The 17,797-nt window shown below is 47.0% G+C and carries 18 protein-coding genes; 10 read left to right on the forward strand and 8 right to left on the reverse strand.

The annotated features are described in order from the left end of the window. The first annotated feature begins 173 nt into the window (after positions 1-173). Complete coding sequence (locus tag NIES2104_RS09500; RefSeq protein ID WP_058997951.1) at positions 174-1,751, forward strand: B12-binding domain-containing radical SAM protein; 1,578 nt, start codon at positions 174-176, stop codon at positions 1,749-1,751. Further along, entirely contained in the window at positions 1,751-2,416 is a 666-nt protein-coding gene (locus NIES2104_RS09505; protein ID WP_058997953.1) for a glutathione S-transferase family protein, read from the forward strand. The genes NIES2104_RS09500 and NIES2104_RS09505 overlap by 1 nt, the downstream gene beginning before the upstream one ends. Here the strand turns inward: NIES2104_RS09505 and alr are convergent. Next, a complete protein-coding gene (gene alr, locus NIES2104_RS09510; protein WP_058997955.1) occupies positions 2,413-3,615 on the reverse strand; it encodes an alanine racemase in 1,203 nt (400 codons plus the stop codon). The genes NIES2104_RS09505 and alr overlap by 4 nt on opposite strands. A 277-nt stretch (positions 3,616-3,892) precedes the next feature. Between alr and NIES2104_RS09515 the strand changes: the two genes are divergently transcribed. The 5 genes from NIES2104_RS09515 to NIES2104_RS09535 all read left to right on the forward strand — a co-directional run bounded on the left by NIES2104_RS09515 (position 3,893) and on the right by NIES2104_RS09535 (position 9,429). Beyond that, positions 3,893-4,405, forward strand: coding sequence for a hypothetical protein (locus NIES2104_RS09515; protein ID WP_058997957.1), 513 nt, complete (start codon positions 3,893-3,895; stop codon positions 4,403-4,405). A 67-nt stretch (positions 4,406-4,472) separates the two neighbouring features. Further along, the gene (locus tag NIES2104_RS09520; protein ID WP_058997960.1) at positions 4,473-4,982 is read left to right on the forward strand and encodes an HNH endonuclease; all 510 of its coding nucleotides are present in this window, start codon (positions 4,473-4,475) and stop codon (positions 4,980-4,982) included. A 276-nt stretch (positions 4,983-5,258) separates the two neighbouring features. Continuing rightward, a complete protein-coding gene (locus tag NIES2104_RS09530; protein ID WP_058997964.1) occupies positions 5,259-6,527 on the forward strand; it encodes a bifunctional oligoribonuclease/PAP phosphatase NrnA in 1,269 nt (422 codons plus the stop codon). Between the two features lie 424 nt (positions 6,528-6,951). Next, on the forward strand, positions 6,952-7,068 hold the full coding sequence (locus NIES2104_RS33805) for a 4-Cys prefix domain-containing protein (protein ID WP_370561179.1): 117 nt from the start codon (positions 6,952-6,954) through the stop codon (positions 7,066-7,068). Between the two features lie 3 nt (positions 7,069-7,071). Next, positions 7,072-9,429 carry a bifunctional serine/threonine-protein kinase/ABC transporter substrate-binding protein gene (locus NIES2104_RS09535; RefSeq protein ID WP_058997965.1) on the forward strand — a complete coding sequence of 786 codons (2,358 nt, stop codon included), beginning with the start codon at positions 7,072-7,074 and terminating at the stop codon, positions 9,427-9,429. Positions 9,430-9,488: 59 nt separating this feature from the next. Here NIES2104_RS09535 and gpmI read toward each other — a convergent pair whose 3' ends face one another. The 6 genes from gpmI to NIES2104_RS09560 form a co-directional block, all read right to left on the reverse strand. Further along, complete coding sequence (gpmI, locus tag NIES2104_RS09540) at positions 9,489-11,087, reverse strand: 2,3-bisphosphoglycerate-independent phosphoglycerate mutase (RefSeq protein WP_058997967.1); 1,599 nt, start codon at positions 11,085-11,087, stop codon at positions 9,489-9,491. Positions 11,088-11,339: 252 nt separating this feature from the next. Beyond that, positions 11,340-13,058, reverse strand: coding sequence for an ABC-F family ATP-binding cassette domain-containing protein (locus tag NIES2104_RS09545; protein WP_058997969.1), 1,719 nt, complete (start codon positions 13,056-13,058; stop codon positions 11,340-11,342). A 66-nt stretch (positions 13,059-13,124) separates the two neighbouring features. Further along, positions 13,125-13,454: a DUF952 domain-containing protein gene (locus NIES2104_RS09550; RefSeq protein ID WP_058997971.1), complete on the reverse strand. Its 330-nt coding sequence runs from the start codon at positions 13,452-13,454 to the stop codon at positions 13,125-13,127. Next, positions 13,454-13,600: a hypothetical protein gene (locus NIES2104_RS31675; protein ID WP_156426912.1), complete on the reverse strand. Its 147-nt coding sequence runs from the start codon at positions 13,598-13,600 to the stop codon at positions 13,454-13,456. The genes NIES2104_RS09550 and NIES2104_RS31675 overlap by 1 nt, the downstream gene beginning before the upstream one ends. A gap of 331 nt (positions 13,601-13,931) precedes the next feature. Continuing rightward, positions 13,932-14,387 (reverse strand): VOC family protein, encoded by a 456-nt coding sequence (locus NIES2104_RS09555; RefSeq protein WP_058997973.1) that lies wholly within the window; start codon positions 14,385-14,387, stop codon positions 13,932-13,934. Positions 14,388-14,415: 28 nt separating this feature from the next. Next, the gene (locus NIES2104_RS09560; protein WP_058997975.1) at positions 14,416-15,588 is read right to left on the reverse strand and encodes a pyridoxal phosphate-dependent aminotransferase; all 1,173 of its coding nucleotides are present in this window, start codon (positions 15,586-15,588) and stop codon (positions 14,416-14,418) included. A gap of 60 nt (positions 15,589-15,648) precedes the next feature. Here NIES2104_RS09560 and NIES2104_RS09565 point away from each other — a divergent pair, with 60 nt between their 5' ends. Next, positions 15,649-15,936 (forward strand): DUF3288 family protein, encoded by a 288-nt coding sequence (locus tag NIES2104_RS09565; protein ID WP_058997977.1) that lies wholly within the window; start codon positions 15,649-15,651, stop codon positions 15,934-15,936. Here NIES2104_RS09565 and NIES2104_RS09570 read toward each other — a convergent pair. After that, positions 15,933-16,556 carry a cadmium resistance transporter gene (locus NIES2104_RS09570; RefSeq protein WP_058997978.1) on the reverse strand — a complete coding sequence of 208 codons (624 nt, stop codon included), beginning with the start codon at positions 16,554-16,556 and terminating at the stop codon, positions 15,933-15,935. The two genes, NIES2104_RS09565 and NIES2104_RS09570, sit on opposite strands and share 4 nt — an antisense overlap. A gap of 54 nt (positions 16,557-16,610) precedes the next feature. Between NIES2104_RS09570 and NIES2104_RS09575 the strand changes: the two genes are divergently transcribed. Both NIES2104_RS09575 and NIES2104_RS09580 read left to right on the forward strand, forming a co-directional pair. Next, a complete protein-coding gene (locus tag NIES2104_RS09575) occupies positions 16,611-17,435 on the forward strand; it encodes a creatininase family protein (RefSeq protein ID WP_058997980.1) in 825 nt (274 codons plus the stop codon). 82 nt (positions 17,436-17,517) lie between these two features. Continuing rightward, a complete protein-coding gene (locus NIES2104_RS09580; protein WP_058997982.1) occupies positions 17,518-17,718 on the forward strand; it encodes a hypothetical protein in 201 nt (66 codons plus the stop codon). Positions 17,719-17,797 lie beyond the last annotated feature (79 nt).

The raw sequence follows: 17,797 nt of genomic DNA on the forward strand, positions 1-17,797 counted from the left end.
GGTTAGAATCTGCGATCGTGCCAACAGAGTACGATCGCACTTCATTAAAGAAATTTAACGAAATCCTTTCATTTTAATTACGAAATAAGACATTCAAAGAAGCCAGCGAATAGAACAAGTTAAGCTTGCGAGAGCTTTTCAATTGTCCGTAAAAGAATTCACAAGGCTTCATCATGCGTGTCTTACTGCTTTATCCAGTTTTTCCTCAGAGTTTTTGGTCATTTGAAAAAGCACTACAACTTGTCGGTCGAAAAGCGATGTTGCCGCCACTGGGACTAATTACAGTGGCGGCGATTTTGCCGCAAGAGTGGGAGTTTAAATTAGTCGATCTCAATGTTCGCCCTGTGACCGAAGCAGAATGGGACTGGGCAGATTTAGTGCTCATGTCTGCAATGATTGTGCAAAAACATGATCTTTTAGAACAAATTCGAGAAGCAAAACGACGTGGAAAGCCAGTTGCTGTAGGCGGTCCTTATGCAACTGCACTTCCAGATGAGGTTTCAGAAGCGGATTATCTGATTTTGGATGAAGGCGAAATTACTTTACCGAAATTTATCGAGGCTGTGCAGCGTGGGGAAACTCATGGAACGTTTCGGTCAGATGGCAATCGCCCGGATGTAACAATCACGCCAATTCCTCGATTTGATCTGCTTGAGTTCGATGCCTACGATAATATGTCGGTTCAGTTCTCACGCGGTTGTCCGTTTCAGTGCGAATTTTGCGACATTATTGTTCTTTACGGGCGCAAACCTCGGACAAAAAGCCCTGAGCAATTGTTAGCAGAACTCGATCGCTTATACGATCTTGGTTGGCGACGATCGATTTTCATGGTCGATGATAATTTCATCGGGAATAAACGCAATGTAAAACTGCTCTTGAAAGCGCTTCAAGGCTGGATGGAAGAGCATGAGTATCCCTTTCACCTCAGCACTGAAGCGTCTGTCGATTTAGCTCAAGATGATGAGCTAATGGACTTGATGGTCGAGTGCAATTTCAATGGAGTATTTTTAGGCATTGAAACGCCTGATGAGTCAAGTTTATCGCTCACGAACAAGCATCAGAATACAAGAAATTCGCTTTCGGATGCGGTAGATGCGATCGCATCAAAAGGCTTGCGAGTGATGGCAGGCTTCATCATTGGATTTGACAATGAAACATCGGGGGCGGGCGATCGTATCGTGCGATTTGCCGAACAGACGACGATCCCGATCGCGATTTTCTCGATGCTACAAGCGCTACCAGATACGGCTTTGTGGCATCGCTTAAAACGTGAAGGTCGCTTGGTCGAAAACAATGCGAATTTGAATCAATCGACTTTGATGAACTTCGTGCCAACTCGACCGTTAGAAGAAGTCACCCGCGAATATATTGATGGATTTTGGCGCTTGTATGACCCAGTGAATTATCTCGATCGAACTTATCGACATTTCCTAAAACTGGGTGCGCCCAGACATCCGAAGAAGCTGAGAAAAGTGACTTGGATTGTGATTCGGGCTTTTCTCACCGTTTGCTGGCGACAAGGTGTAATCCGCGAAACACGGTGGAAATTTTGGCATCATTTGTTTAGCATTCTCAAACAGAATCCGACTGTCGCAGAACATTACCTTTCTGTTTGCGCCCTAAATGAGCATTTCTTAGAGTATCGCCAAGAAGTCCGCACCAAGATCGAAGCTCAGTTAGCGGACTATCTCGCCCGCCAGCAATTGGATCAAAACTTAAACTCTGTTCCTTCAAACGCTCAAACGGTCTGATGGCTTTTCTGACGCTAATTATCGGCAACAAGAACTATTCATCCTGGTCATTACGTCCGTGGCTGGCTTTGAAACAGTTCGAGTTGCCGTTTGATGAAGTTCGCATCCCTCTCTATACGCCTGAATCGACTGCCCAAATTCGGCAATATTGCCCAGATGGAAACGGAAAAGTGCCGATTCTGATTCACGAGAGCCGAGCGATTTGGGATTCGATGGCAATTTTTGAATACCTAGCTGAAATGTATCCGGAGCGATCGTGGTGGACAGGAGATCGCTCCGGGCGGGCAATTGCCCGATCGATTTGCGCTGAAATGCACAGCGGTTTCTTTGCACTACGAAATCAGTTAGCGATGAACTGTCGCGGGCATTTTCCGAACTACGAAATCACCCCGGAAGTTCAGCAGGACATCGATCGCATTACAACCGTTTGGAAACATTGCCGTGAAAAGTACGGAACTGGCGGCGGATTTTTATTTGGAAGATTTACGATCGCGGATGCCGTCTATGCGCCTGTGGTTCTAAGATTTCGCACGTATGATGTGAAGCTTGATCCAATCTGTCAGGACTATTCAGAAGCGATTTTGGCGTTACCCGCGATGCAGGAATGGTTAGACAGTGCGATCGCAGAACCAGAAATCATTTCAGCCTTTGATCCAGCAAATTAGCTCCAAAATTTTCGGGTGGATTGCCGAATTTCCCGCTTCACTAACGGTTTACCCACTGCAACACGCGGTAATCGATGTTTGAACCCGCAGAGAATCTCCCAAGAAATGGTTCCAAGCAGATTCGCCCAGTCGTCTGCCAAAATTTTCTCGTTTCCGTCTTGCCCTAACAAAGTGACAACTTCACCTTCTTGCAAAGCTGGAATATGGCTGACATCGAGCATTAACTGATCCATCGTGATCGAGCCGATTTGCTTAGCGTGTTGTCCCCGAACGAGACCAGTCATCTTGTTCGATAAGTTCCGGGGCACTCCGTCCGCATAACCGATTCCGATCACAGCGATTTGAGTTTCTCGATCGGCAATAAATCGATATCCGTAACTCACTCCAGTTCCTGCTTGGATCGTTTTCACTTGAGTCACCCGCGCTTTCACCTGCATCACAGGACGTAAATCGATCGCGGATTTCAAATGTTCTGCTGGATAGAGTCCGTACAGTAACAGCCCGGTTCGTACCATGTCATAGTGCAAGCTCGAATCCACGATCGTACCTGCCGAATTCGCTAAATGAAATCGTGGATGCTTGCCGTTCAAATCATATCCACAGGCGCGAATGGCAGTTTCGTATCGCTGTTGTTGCTGGTTGCGAATCGTGGAATCGAGATCTTCAGCAGTGGCGAGATGAGAATAGATACTCGCGATCGACAAATTTGGCAAGCCCTTCACCAGTTGGACAAACTCAACCGCATTTTCCCAAGAAGTCCCCAAGCGCGACATTCCTGTATCTAGTTTGAGGTGAATCGGAAGCGTCCGACGGGCAGACTCTGAATAAACTAAAGCTTGTTTGGGTGTACAGAGCGTGGGTTGAAGATGCCAATGCTCGATCGCTCGAATTTGCTCAGACGTATGAGTCGCACCTAAAACGAGAATCGGCGCTTCGATTCCCGCTTCTCTCAGTTCAATCCCCTCCGGAATCGTTGCCACTCCGAGCCAACTCGCGCCTGATTGTAAAACCGTTTGTGCGACCGTCACGGCTCCATGTCCATACGCATCCGCTTTCACGACCGCCATTAATTCCGTCCGGGGCGAAACCAGGCTGAGAATCTGCTGCACGTTATGAGACAGTGCCGCGAGATCAATTTCTACCCAAGCCCGTTCTCGCTGCATCAGCGCAATACTCGAACTTTGATCCCAACTCAACATCACTTACACTCCTCGATCACACCAACTCGATCGACTCCTACCTCTATTTCAACAATTCTTTCAAAATCGGGAAATCTAGGGCAAAGCTTTATTTCTCGATCTTTGAAAATGCCGCCACCCTAATCTTCAACTCGTCGATTGACTTCACTTTATATCGTTTCACTCGGTACAGTGGCATTTCTCGCCCTCCTAGGTCAAGCGATCGTGCAAAGGACACGGAGAAATGGCAACCTATTGGTTGAAAGGTAAAAAGCAGCTTGCCCACACAGTTTAAACGATGAAAATTTTCCACCTGAGCTTGCGCGAATTTGAAACCCTGAATAAAGACCACGCCGATCAACTGGTCTTTCAAGAAAAAACTTATGTCAAAGGCGACGCGTTTTCAGAACGAGTTTACGATCGCGTCATTGAAAATCTTCATTTAGAAGGCAACGATCTCACCTCGTGCTTAGTTGTGGATATGGATGGCGGCTATTTTGTATGGCGAGAAGTCAAGCTGCCTGAAGGGGTCGCTGAAGAAGAGACTCCTGAATCGATCGGGTCTGAAGAAATCGCTAACTTAATCGCATTCTCGATCGATCAAGTGATTGAGGAAATTTTCACCCACAAGCAACCGATCACACTTGAATTTTTTAGTGATCGACTCAAAAACCCTGAACTTGCCCAAAAAATATTCGCCAAATTACAAGAAATGGGCACCCTGCTGCAAATCGCTGAATTTCTTGAACCAGCGAACCAAGCGTCCCCGCAAGCTCGAACCTCCCGCATTTATCGAGGTGTTTCGTACTAACTTGCAAGCATCGACTCGATTGGATATGTTAGCATCAGTGCAAATAAGCGCGTCTTAAACAATCCGAATGGGAAAGGTTCTGGTGCTCAATGCCTCATACGAACCGCTCAATATTACCAGTTGGCGGCGAGCAGTTGTTCTGCTAATTAAAGGCAAAGCTGAGCAAGTCGAGCATAATGGAAAGTTCATTTATTCGGGGTTTCCACTCCCCACAGTGATCCGCCTGCGCCACTACGTGCGCGTCCCCTACAAAGAGATTCCCCTCACGCGGAAAAATCTTTTACACCGCGACGGACATTCCTGTCAGTACTGCGGCTATACCGGGGACGATTTGACTTTGGATCATGTGATTCCTCGATCGAGAGGCGGCGGCGACTCCTGGGAAAATATTGTCACGGCTTGCGTTCGCTGCAACGTCAAGAAAGGCAATCGTACGCCAAAAGAAGCCGGAATGCCCCTCTACAATTCGCCACACCGTCCGCACAGTAGTCTCTACTTTGAAGTGACGAAGCATGTGAAGAATGGCGTAAACCAGGAATGGCAGAAATATGTCATCGGGGGAGTCCGCGAAGAATAATCTTCTGATAAGGATTTGATGACCGAGTTCGGTAATTCTCTCTATCTAATGAGGGAAACTGAACAAATCGGTCTGCCGTTTTTTGAAGTTTTTTGCGAAGATCAGGAAGTGCCTTCGATCGAGAACGAAATTAAGTCTGGCGATTCTATAGCGTTAGATATTCTACCTGCTTTGTCGCCAATTATTTCATTTCTTATCGACTAGGCTGGTTCTATTTTTCGCACAACTTCTAGTATGCAATCCGATTCGACTGTGCCATTCACTTCACTGATTACAATGGAACCAGACTCCGGCATTTCTGGGCTGAATCCAACTGAACTCGCCACTAACGGCATCGCTCCACCGATCAGCAGCGAGATCTCCAAGTCGTTAAATGGTTCGAGCTACGATCATCGAGGGCGCTTTCCCTACGACATGATGCGTTCTCCCGAACAAGAACAGAAGATCGAGGCATTTCGCCAAGCTCTAGAACGGCACAGAGGCGATCGACAATTAATCATCCTACAAGACTTTCCCGACCCGGATGCCCTTTCTTCTGCTTGGGCGTACAAACTGATTGCTCAAAAATTCGAGATTCAGTCCGAAATTGTCTACGCTGGGACGCTTTCACACCAAGAAAACATTGCGCTGGTCAAATTAACCGCCCTGCCACTTCAACGCTTAACCACCCAAACGGCAAAAAACAAAGATTTCTCGAACTACAAAGGCTGTGTGCTGATTGACAACCAGGGAACTACGAGCCAACTGCTTACGTCGGTGCAGCAGGCGAATATCCCGATTACGGTTGTGATCGATCACCACAGTATGCAGGACGACCTCAAAGCTGAATTTGTCGATATCCGCTCTTACACTCGCGCCACAGCAACGATTCTGACGCAGTACATTCAAGCCGGTCTGTTGAAATTCGATACGAGTACGCAAGAACACGTCAAATGTGCGACAGCGCTGATGCACGGATTACGATCGGACACGAATCGCTTAATGCAGGCGCAGGAAGAAGATTTTCTCGCTGCCGCATTCTTGAGCCGATATTATGACGCGCAATTGCTTAATGCTGTGATGCAGTCATCGCGATCAAAGCAAGTGATGGATGTGATCGAACGATCGCTAAAAAATCGTACCGTTCACAACAACTTTTCGATCGCTGGAGTCGGCTATTTGAGATATGACGATCGCGATGCAATTCCGCAAGCCGCCGATTTCCTTGTGACTGAGGAGAATGTTCATACTGCGGTTGTTTACGGCATTGTTCACGACGAGGATGAGGAACTCGAATTCGTTGTGGGATCGTTACGGACGAATAAATTGACGCTCGATCCAGATGAATTCATCAAAGAAGCCTTTGGGCAGGATACTCAAGGGCGCTTTTTTGGGGGCGGTCGATCGCAAGCGGGCGGATTTGAGATTCCGATGGGATTCCTCTCTGGCTTTACCGAGAATAGCGAATACGCCAAAACAAAATGGTCGGTGTTTGATGCTCAGGTGAAACAGAAATTGCTGCGGCTTGTGAATCCAGAGCAACACTATCCGAAAGGAGTTAATTAGCGGTTCTAATTTCGACTTTATCCACGGCATTTATGCAGGAAGTCTACTGGCTTGGAAAATACCACAGCAAACGGTAGCATGAAAGCAAGAAATTTTTGTAAGAGGGTGTTTGAAAAATTGTTGTTCGTTGCAACTCTCGCCCTGAAATGAATTTCGGGCTAATCGGCGAAAGTCCATTGGAAATGGACTAAGAGCATGAAACTGTCTCCCAGTCTACTTCAGTAGACTTTCTACGGTTAGCCCGAAATTTATTTCAGAGTGGGGGCGTAACGGAGCGGATGGACTATTTATACTTTTCAAACACCCTCCAAGAGCAAGGTCATCAGAGACATTGCAAACAATCTGATTCCTGATCTTGCTCCCATTTCCCCTTCAGTAAATGGATAAAGTCGAACTGAGAGCTAATGCTGCCCCAACAGACCCTATGAGTTATTGCATCAATCCCTGGTGCCCCCAGCGACACAATCAAGCTTCTACTAGTCATTGCCAAGCTTGCCAAACGCCGCTAGTAATTCACGATCGCTATCGCATTGTGCGATAGCTGTTGGAAGAGCATGAACATCCCTACACCGAAGTGTTTGAAGTCGCAGACCTCGACGAAGGCGGAAAGCGCAAAGTTCTTAAAACTCTCAAAATCCATAACAATTCCATCATTCGACAAGCGTTTGGACAAGAACGCAGAATCTTGTCAGAACTGAGGCATCCCAGCATTCCAAGGCTTGAAGATGCGTTCTCGATCGCCATTACAAATCCAGTTTCTCGTGAGATCCCCTGTCTCGTGATGCAGTGGATCGAAGGAGAAAATCTCGAAGACTGGCTCGATCGAGGTCAGCGATTGACGAATGAAACAACTGAGATCGATTGGTTTGCTCAACTGGCAAGAGTGCTCGATTACGTACATCAACGACAGTTTTTTCATCGCGACATTAAACCGTCAAACATTATTCGTCAGCCGAGCGGCAGACTGGTATTAATTGATTTTGGCACTGCAAGAGAACTGACTGAAACGGTGATCAACGGTCATTCTGTGACCCAATGGCGTTCTCTTGGCTATACCGCCCCAGAACAATTACTTGGTAAAGCAGTGCCGCAGTCGGATGTTTATGCTTTGGGTCGAACACTGTTGCATTTGCTGACAGGAACGCGCCCTGACTATCTCGATGTGCCGTACTGGTACACAATGCTCGATTTCACGCCTTCGGAGCGGTTTCGGAACTTGCTCGATCGCTGCCTTGATGAAGCTCCCCAACAGCGTCCTACTACAAGAGCCATACTAGCGGAACTTCAACCCAGTTCAAATTCTGGAACAACCACGCTGCCACCCTTAACTATTCCCTCATCGCAGCCGAAACAATGGAAGCTCTCAAAGTATGCCAAGTGGATTGCCTTGGGCTTGATTGCTTTGATTGTTGCGATCGCAATCCCATTTTGTCAGTCTCAGTTTGCTTCAGTCAGTCCACAAAAGTCTGAAGCAACACAAACCAAACTCATTTCGCCCGATCGACTAATCAGCTACGGACAACTCACCGAGATCGCAGATGATCAAGTGTCTCCGCTTCGATTAGCCTTTCAAACTCGAAAAGACAGCGGCATTGAACAACTCAGCCAAGGAAACTTCGCTGAAGCCGTCAAAATCTTCGATGCAATTCGCGAAGACTATCGCAATCCAAAACGGCAATTGTCGAAAGATGAACGAGAGCAAGCAAAACAAGCCTTCAAAGACCCTCAAATTCTGATCTATCGCAACAATGCGGAATCTCGTCGGCGCAGTCTTGCTGAGAAAACGCCGCTTTATACGATCGCGGTTGCGACTCCGCTCAATCTTGAAGATACCGACGTGAGTCGCCAAATTCTATTCGGAGCCGCACAAATGCAAGATCGAGCGGTGAGAGACAAGCTCAATTTAGAAATCATGATTGCGAACGATCGCGGCAATACCGAACAAGCAAAGGCGATCGCACAATCGCTCGTCAAAGGTGTGGATCAGCGATCAGTTCTAGCGATTGTCGGACATTACACGAGTGCGGTTACTTGTGCTGTACTTGGAACTTACAGCGAAGCCAATATCGTGGTCGTTTCTTCCGCGAGCACCGCGAAAAATATTCGGAACGATGCAAACTGCAACGACAGAAATAAAGTTTTTTTCCGCACCACTTCAACGACTGAAGATGAAGCCGTTGCGTTATTGGGTGCTTTTCAGCGTCAAAATCCAAACGGGAAAAAGATTGGCATTTTCTACAGTGATGAAAAGTTTAGTCAAAGTCTAGCGGAACAATTCAAAGATTTGCTCCGGTCAGCCAGGCTTGATTTTGTTGAGAAGAACCTTTCGGAGAACGGTTTTGATGTGGCTCGATCGCTTTCTGAAATGAAGGATGTCGATGCGATCGCGCTCTTTGCAGATGGACAGACCAACAGTTCAACGACGTTCAGACGATCGGTTGAAATCCTGCGGCAGAACCAAGGAAAGAAATTAGTCCTAGCAGCAAATACACTGTACAACAGCAGCATTTTAGGAGAAATGAAAAAACTTGCCGATCGCATCGGATTTGATCAGTTAGACGGAAAAATGATTGTGGCTGCCGATTGGTTTTTTGAGCTACCTGGAGCCAGCGCGTTTCGTGAAGAACTCAACTCTTACTGGGCGGGCGACTTCAATCACAAAGCCGCGTTGTCCTATGAAGCAGTACAAGTACTCACGAAAGTATTTCAGTCTCCTAACTTTAAGCTAAGTCCGAATGCGATTCGCGATCGCTTGAATGATCCAGATTTCATTGTGAACAGCGATATTCTGCGGGGTCGGACGATTAGTTTTGATCCTGATACTGGCGATCGACGAGAACGCAAACGGGTTGCATTGAAGATGACTCGCAGCGGGGATCAATTTATTTTTGATTCGCTGTAATAACAAATCCCCTCTGCAAGCGTGAATCTTACAGAGGGGATTTTGAGCTAAAAAATCTCTTACCGCGCAATCTTCACCGGAGTTCGATTTGCCCGAACATCAAATTCAGCCTTCTGAATCAATGAACGCCCCGTCATTTCTTCAGGGATCGGCAACTGCAAAATATCAAGAATCGTCGGAGCCACATCCGCTAATCGTCCATCGTCTCTTAGCGACACATCGGTTCCATGTCCCGGAATTTTCCGACCTTCGCCTTCTACGAGAATAAATGGGACAGGGTTCGTGGTGTGAGCCGTCCAAGGATTGTGATTCTCATCCCACATTTGCTCAGCATTTCCGTGATCGGCTGTGATTAATGCAGTTCCACCTGCGCGAATGATCGCTTCTAACAATCGTCCCAAACATCGATCGACGGTTTCTAATGCCTCGATCGTGGCTTCAATTTGTCCGGTATGTCCAACCATGTCAGGGTTTGCATAGTTGAGAATCATCATCGAATAGATGCGTTTTTCGATCGCAGCGATCGCACCTTCGGTGACTTTTTCCGCCGACATTGCAGGCTTTTTATCGTAAGTCAGCACCATCGGACTCGGCACCATTTCTCGATCTTCTCCAGGGAACGGCTCTTCTAAGCCTCCATTGAAAAAGTACGTGACGTGAGCATATTTCTCGGTTTCAGCCGTTCGCAATTGGCGCAATCCGTGACGAGAAACAACTTCACCCAGAATGTTATTAAAGTTCTGCGGCTCAAAGGCAACTTTCACCGGAAGCGAGGGATCGTATTGAGTGAAAGTCACAAACGAAAGGGGTGTGATTGGCGATCGCTCAAATCCATTAAATTTCGGATCAACAAATGCTTGGGTTAACTGCCGCGCCCGATCCGGTCGGAAATTAAAGAAGATCACACCATCGCCCGCTTCAACGGCTCCCGGTGCAATTCGCACAGGTTCAACGAATTCATCGGTGATCCCTGCGTTGTAAGCAGCTTTGATGACCTCGATCGCACTTTGACCTGTGCCTTCTCCGATTTCGGTCATTACTTTATAAGCCTTTTCGACGCGATCCCAACGTCGATCGCGATCCATTGCATAGTAACGACCGCTCACCGTGACAATTCGCCCAACTCCAAGACGGTCAATCTCTAACTGCAATTTCTGAAGTTCATCGATCCCCGATTTAGGCAACGTATCACGCCCGTCCGTAATCGCATGGATGCAAACTTCTGAAATGCCTTGTGATTTCGCAAGTTCAAGTAATCCGACTAAATGCGAAATGTGTGCGTGAACGCCGCCTTCTGAACACAAACCAACTAAATGCAGCTTTGAGCCTTGCGACTTCACCGCTTCACAAACTTCAACTAACTTCGGATTCGTCAGCAGGCTTTTATCTTCGACCGCATCGGAAATTCTCACCAGTTCTTGAGGAACGACGCGCCCTGCACCAAGATTCAGGTGTCCGACTTCTGAGTTGCCCATTTGACCATCCGGCAATCCCACATCTTTACCCGATGTGCGAATCAGCGTGTGAGGATACGCTGCCCATAAGCTATTCATCACGGGCGTATGGGCTTGTGCGATCGCGTTTCCGTCACGATCTTCACGATATCCCCAGCCATCCAGAATAATAAGCACCACAGGAGAAACAGGCGGTTGCCCCATATTGTTCTGCCCTTTCACTGAAATATTCTCCGCAAATCATACCATTGCTACTGTGACCATTCACTTTTTCCCTACATATGAAATCCTGAACTGATTGTTTTATTAATCATCTTTTAAGATTTCTATCAGCTCCGCAAATCATAGCGGGAAATTCCTCTCAACAATAAATGGTTTGCTATTCGTGAAAAAGCTCACCGCAAACCATCTATGCTCTGTTCTTCTGTTTTGAATCGTAGCGGTTTTCAACAAAAATTACGCGCTTTTTTGAGCTTTCTTTTCCTTTTCTTTGGTTTTTTGTTTGGCGCGTTTTTCTGCGACTTTTTCGGCTTTCTCTGCCTCGATCGCGGCAAGTTTTGCTTTTTCTCTCTCTTCCGCCGTTTTGTCTAGGTAATAGTGGTAATCACCCCGATACAAGCGGAGTTCACCGTCACGGATTTCGACGATTTTGTTTGCGGTTTGCGAAATAAAATAGCGATCGTGCGACACAATCACGACGCTACCGTCATAGTTCTGAATTGCTTCTTCGAGCATTTCTTTGGCGGGAATATCTAAATGATTGGTCGGCTCATCGAGAATGAGTAAATTTGCGGGTTGAAGCAGCATTTTCGCGAGTGCCAATCTCGCTTTCTCGCCTCCGCTCAGCGATTCTACTTTCTTGAAAACGGTATCACCACTGAACAAAAATCGTCCTAAATGTGTCCGAACTTCTTCGTTTTTCCAGTCCGGAACCTCATCGTGAATTGTATCAATGACCGTTTTATTTAGGTCGAGCGCTTCGGCTTGATTCTGCTCGAAATAGCTCGGAATTACGTTATGATCCCCTAACTTAACGGTGCCTTCTGTCGGCTGTTCGCTCCCGGTCATCAGGTGAAGTAAGGTCGATTTTCCGGCTCCATTCGGTCCTAAAATCGCAACATGATCCCCGCGCTCAATTAACAGTTCTGCACCCAGAAACAGAATTTTGTCGCCGTACATGTGTGTGAGATCTTCAATGATTACAACCTCACGACCACTTCTAGGCGCAGGTGGAAATCGGAAATGCAGCGTTCTCACATCCGAATCCGGAGCTTCGATCCGTTCAACTTTGTCTAATTGCTTCTCGCGGCTCTTTGCTTGGGTGCTTCGGGTCGCGCTGGCTCGGAATCGCTCGACAAATGCCTGCTGTTTCTCAAGTTCTTTCTGCTGCCGCTCAAATGCACTCATCTGAGCATCTCGCTGTTCTTGTTTCTGCTGCAAGTAAGCGGAATAGTTGCCCAAATACGTCGCTGATATGCCCCGTTCGGTTTCAACAATCTGGGTGCAAAGTCGATCGAGGAATTCACGATCGTGCGACACAATCACCATCGGTGTTGTCAATTCCTTCAGATAGTTCTCCAACCATTCGATCGTTTCTAGATCTAAATGGTTCGTCGGCTCGTCGAGCAGCAACAGATCTGGAGATTGCAGCAAGATCTTGCCTAAACTCATCCGCATTTGCCAGCCGCCGCTGAACGCGCTGACTAATCGATCGCCATCATCGGAATCGAATCCCATCTCAGGCAGAATCTTCTCGATCCGCGTTTCCAGCCCGTAACCGTCCATCGCCTCGTATTTTCGCTGTAACTTATCCATCTTGGTTAGCAGCTTATCTAATTCTTCTGGCGTTGCGGTTTCCATGGCGCGATGCACTTCAGACAGCGCTTCATGCACTTCATTCGCTTCTTTGAATGCTCGCCAAAACTCTTCTCGAACGGTTCGAGTCGGATCAACCTCAAATTCTTGCGTTAGATAAGCGATGTGCAGACTCGAAGGACGAATCACTTCGCCATCGGTCGGTTCAATTTCGCCCGCAATGATTTTCAACTGCGTGGACTTGCCTGCACCGTTCACACCAACCAAGCCGATCCGATCGCCGGGTTTCACTTCCCAGTTCACATCTTTGAGAACTTCGCCAGTCGAATAAATTTTGCTGACGTGTTCGAGTCGCAACATATAAAACTCCAAGGGTTAGGGCAGGCAAGTTTTAAAATCTTAACAAAACCTGTGATTTTCGGAGTTTTAAGTTAACAACTGATTTGGCAATATAAACGATCCATCAGAATTTGGCGGAAAATCGATCACGTTAACGATCGCATCTGCATTTAACGCACCGTAAATATGAGGAAAGTCGCCCACTCCCTCGACAGGTTCGTATTTCACTTCTGCGCGAACGCGATCGACATCGATCACCAGCAGCACAAGACCCGATTTTCCACGATAAAACTGATTCGCCACCCAAACGACCTGATCTGGTGTTGAGCAGTGAATGAAGCCTTCTGTATCGAGTGAATCTGCTCGGTAGTCTCCAGAGCGGGGAACACGTTCGCGCTCAGTGATGTGCAGAATCATTAATTCAACGATCCCAGATTCAGTAACGGGAGAGAAAAGGCGTGAAAAAATGGGTTCGGTACTTCTTTCGGTTTCGGTGTACCAATGCCAGCGAACAATGCCATCAGTAGCGTAATGGCGATCGCTTGTAGGAGTTTTTCTAGCATCTCAAACCTCGCTCAATTCTCAGGAAAGCAAAAAAGCATCCACCCTTTGCAAGATCTTACTCAAAGATGTGGCAAATGAGTGTATCTTTTAGAGTCTTATAAACTTGAGACTTAACTAGTGATCTAACTCACTTCAAGGTTAGAGATAAATCGCCTGATCGGGTAAAAATTAATGACCTCATTGGGTGAGGCGAATCAGAGAAAAAAAACGGTACTGTACCTACATCGCTACTCTCACCGTTCAGGAGCCATGTTGAACTTTCGACCGCTTTTGGACGACTAGCGGATTTCTATGTTTCCGCTAAAAATGTGCAGCCGTTCCGCTGTGATCCTATGGTGCAGGATTGCAGCGGATTTCTAATAGAAAACCGTCCGGATCATAGAAGTAAATGCCGCGACCTGTGGGGCGAGTCACGGGACCGTGATCAATTAACACATCGTAATGATGGAGGACTTCAACGGCTCGATCGAACAATTCCGGCGCAATCCCAAACGCAAAATGATTCATCCGCGTAAAGCCTTTCTTGGGGTCAGGATCAGGCGGGGTTAAATCTGGCTCCCAAAATAAGTCGATAATCGTGCCATCGGGTGTTCTGAAGTTTGCAACTTTTCCCGCAGCAACCTCATTTTTCAGCGTTTCGGGGACTTCTGCGCCCGTCAATTCATGCAGACCCAAGACAGTACCGTAGAAATAGCGCGAAGCCTGCATATCTTTGACATTCAATGCCAGGTGATGCACTTCGGATAAAAGACCTGCAAGAGAGACAGCGGGAGGAGTTGAAAGCATGATTTGTGATTCCGATTTTTTCTCAGTTTTAGCGTGTCTCGACGATCGTTTTCAATCCAGTGACCAGGCGTTGAATTCCTGCGATCGCAGTCTCTTTCTCTAACGCCCCATAGCCCACCCGCAAGTAACAGCCATTCTCTAAACCAAAGGTGAAACCCGGAAGGACTGCCACTCGATGGTCTTGAATCAATTGTTTCACCAGTTCCATCGTGTCCATCTCGGTATGAACTTTCAGCAAAAAATAGAACGCGCCATCGGTTTGTGGAACCGTGCAGAGATGGCGAATGGTTTGAAGTTCGTCTAAGACAATTTCTCGAACTTGGGCGATCGCATTTAATTTTTCCTCACAGTACGATCGTCCTGCTTCTAATGCTCCAACGGCTGCAAACTGAGCGATCACCGATGGACAAATCACATTCGTATCCTGAATTTTCTGCACCGATTCGAGCAAAAACGACGGAATCATCATGTATCCGATTCGCCAACTCGCAAAGCCATACGCTTTAGACAGACTAAAGATCGAAATCGTATGGTTAGCACTATCGGCAATGCTGGCAGCCGAGAAATGATCAACGCCATAGGTGAAATATTCGTAAGCTTCATCGGTAATGTGAAAGCAATTAGAGTCGCAACACATTTGATTCACTTCGCGCAAGGCTGATTCGGAATACACTGCACCTGTGGGATTATTTGGGGAAATTGTAATGATCGCACGAGTTCGATCCGTGATTGCAGCCCGAATTAAATTCGGTTGAAGCTGATAATTTTCATCAGTTGGAACTAAAACGGCTCGACAGCTTGCAATCTCGATCGCCATTTCATGATTAAAGTAAAACGGCGTTTGCAAAATGATTTCATCTCCCGGATCAGTAATCGCTAACACCACATTCAAGAAAGCCATATTGCTGCCTGCGGTGACAACGATCTCGCGATCGCTTAAATCGAGTTTGTTTTCGATCATCAGCTTGTGAGCGATCGCATTCTTTAAATCCGGAATTCCTTCAACCGCTTGATATTTATGATGATTCGGATTGCTGAGAAACGTTGTGATTTGGTCGATCGCGCTTTGAGGCGGCGGATAGTTCACCACACCTTGACCGAGCGAGATTGTTCCTGGATGTTGGCGAATCAGTTCACCGACGATCGGAATAATCGGGGACTGAACCGCTTGCATTCGAGCCGGAAGACGATTGAAATTCATGCCAAAATTTGACGACGCTTAGAACTATCATGGTATCGAACATCATCCGAGTCGTTAGCGATGGCACAAGAGCAAAAAGATCAAGAACACCCCTTGTGGAAAAGCGATCGAGAAATCGTAGACGGCTTACTCACAGGTGAAGCCACCGATTGGAATCTCGCAGAACTGGCGCGGCTTCGGATTCGGTACAACGGATTTCCGGGTGCACGAGATATCAAAGCCGATTTAGACAAAGTACTTCAGCAGTGGAGTTTATCTGAGGATGCTTTGTTTGAAAAAACTCGACAGATTCATGCGGAATCTCAACCCTATAAAGGACGAGGCGCAAAGCGAGACGATTGGAGCTAAGAAAAAATTTTCCAAGTTTCGTTCTCAATCAAAATATAGATTCCCAAGCCAATGAGAACGATCGGAACTAAGATTCGGTTGTATCTTTCCAACACAGGCGCGATCGCGGGATGACTTGCTAACCAATTCGCGATCGCACACCACACCGCAACGAGAATCACAAACACTGCTAATACGATCGCGAGTCGCTGTCCGTCCAAACTCGCGAATAGCGGAATATACGTTGCGATATTGTCTCCACCATTGGCAAAAGTGACGATCGTAACGCTCAAAACGTCTGGCTGAAAGAATCGCAACAGAAACTTAGTCATCGGATTATTGGGCAGCGTTGCGCCTTGAATTTCATCCCCTTCTTCGCGAGTGACGATCGCTCGAATTCCTAAAAATATCGGCAAAAGTCCGAGCAATCCAATCCAAGCTTGAGGAATCAACAAGCCGCCCAAAAATCCGAGCAGACTACAAGCCACAATTCCCCCCAATCCCAAATACTGACCGAGATAGATCTGAGTTTTGGTAAAAGAAGCCTGAGAAAAGAACAGCATCAGGACAAGCAAATCATCGATATTTGTCGCTGCAAATGCGATCGCGCCAGTCAAAACGGTTGAGAAGAACCAAAGCATTGAACGCAGTCACCGTAAAATCTGAAGTCAACCCTATCAGATTTGAGAGCCGCTATGATGCACGGTTTTATTCCCAGCGATCGCTATTTTCCCTATCTCAGTTGGACAGATATCGCATCGATGCCCGATAAAGAAAACGTCGTGATTGTTCAGCCGATCGGCGCGATCGAACAACATGGCGCACATTTACCCTTAGCGGTCGATTCTGCTATCAGTGTCGCTGTTTTAGGTAAAGCACTCGACCAACTTGATTCAAACATTCCCGCCTATTCTCTGCCGCCTCTGTACTACGGCAAATCAAACGAACACTGGCACTTTCCCGGCACAATCACCCTCAGCACTCAAACGCTGTTAGCGGTCTTAATGGAAGTTGCAGAAAGCATTTATCGAGCGGGATTCCGCAAGCTTGTATTCATGAATTCTCATGGAGGACAGCCTCAGATTCTCGAAATTGCGGCACGCGATTTGCGTCAACAATACGAAGATTTCGCAATTTTCCCGTTATTTACCTGGAGAGTTCCGACCGTGGGCGCGATCGCACAAGAACTCTTCACTCCAAAAGAATTAAAATTCGGGATTCATGCAGGCGATGTTGAGACAAGTTTACTACTGTCGATTTTGCCGGATCACGTAAAGATGGAGCGGGCGAAAGCAGAATATCCACTCGGCGAACCGCAATCCGGCGTTTTGAGTATGGAAGGCGCGTTACCGTTTGCTTGGATGACTCGTGACTTGAGCAAGAGTGGAGTTTTAGGCGATCCCACAACTGCTACTAGGGAAAAAGGCGATCGCATTCTTACGGCACTCGTCACTGGATGGGTACAGGTTATCGAAGATGTTTATCAATTTTCGTTACCAACTGCGTGGAAGTGTAAATAAGTTGAAGAAATTGTCGCAATTTTTACTGCAATTTTCGGTGGATCAGTAGAATTAGAGCAAATCGCATCCTTTGGAGGTTTGTATGAATAGTGCGATCGTCGCTCCAGTGCTTCAAGTGCTGCAAACAGTACAAGAACTCGACGAAGCCGTCAGAAGCTACGTTACATCTGATTGGCAAGGCGAAGAACTGCTGCAACACTGGCAAGCGATTCGAGATGCTTCACTCACCCTGCTCAGTCCTGATTCTGATCCCCTCAAAGTTCCAGGAGAAGATAGCTACTAACCAGCCTACAGAAATGTGAAGATTCGCGGGTGAATCGTGCATTTGTCAAGGTTCACCCGAAATACTTTTGAGGTGTCCT

Origin of the sequence: Leptolyngbya sp. NIES-2104, from assembly GCF_001485215.1 — a bacterium.
Classification (GTDB): Bacteria; Cyanobacteriota; Cyanobacteriia; order Leptolyngbyales; family Leptolyngbyaceae; genus Leptolyngbya.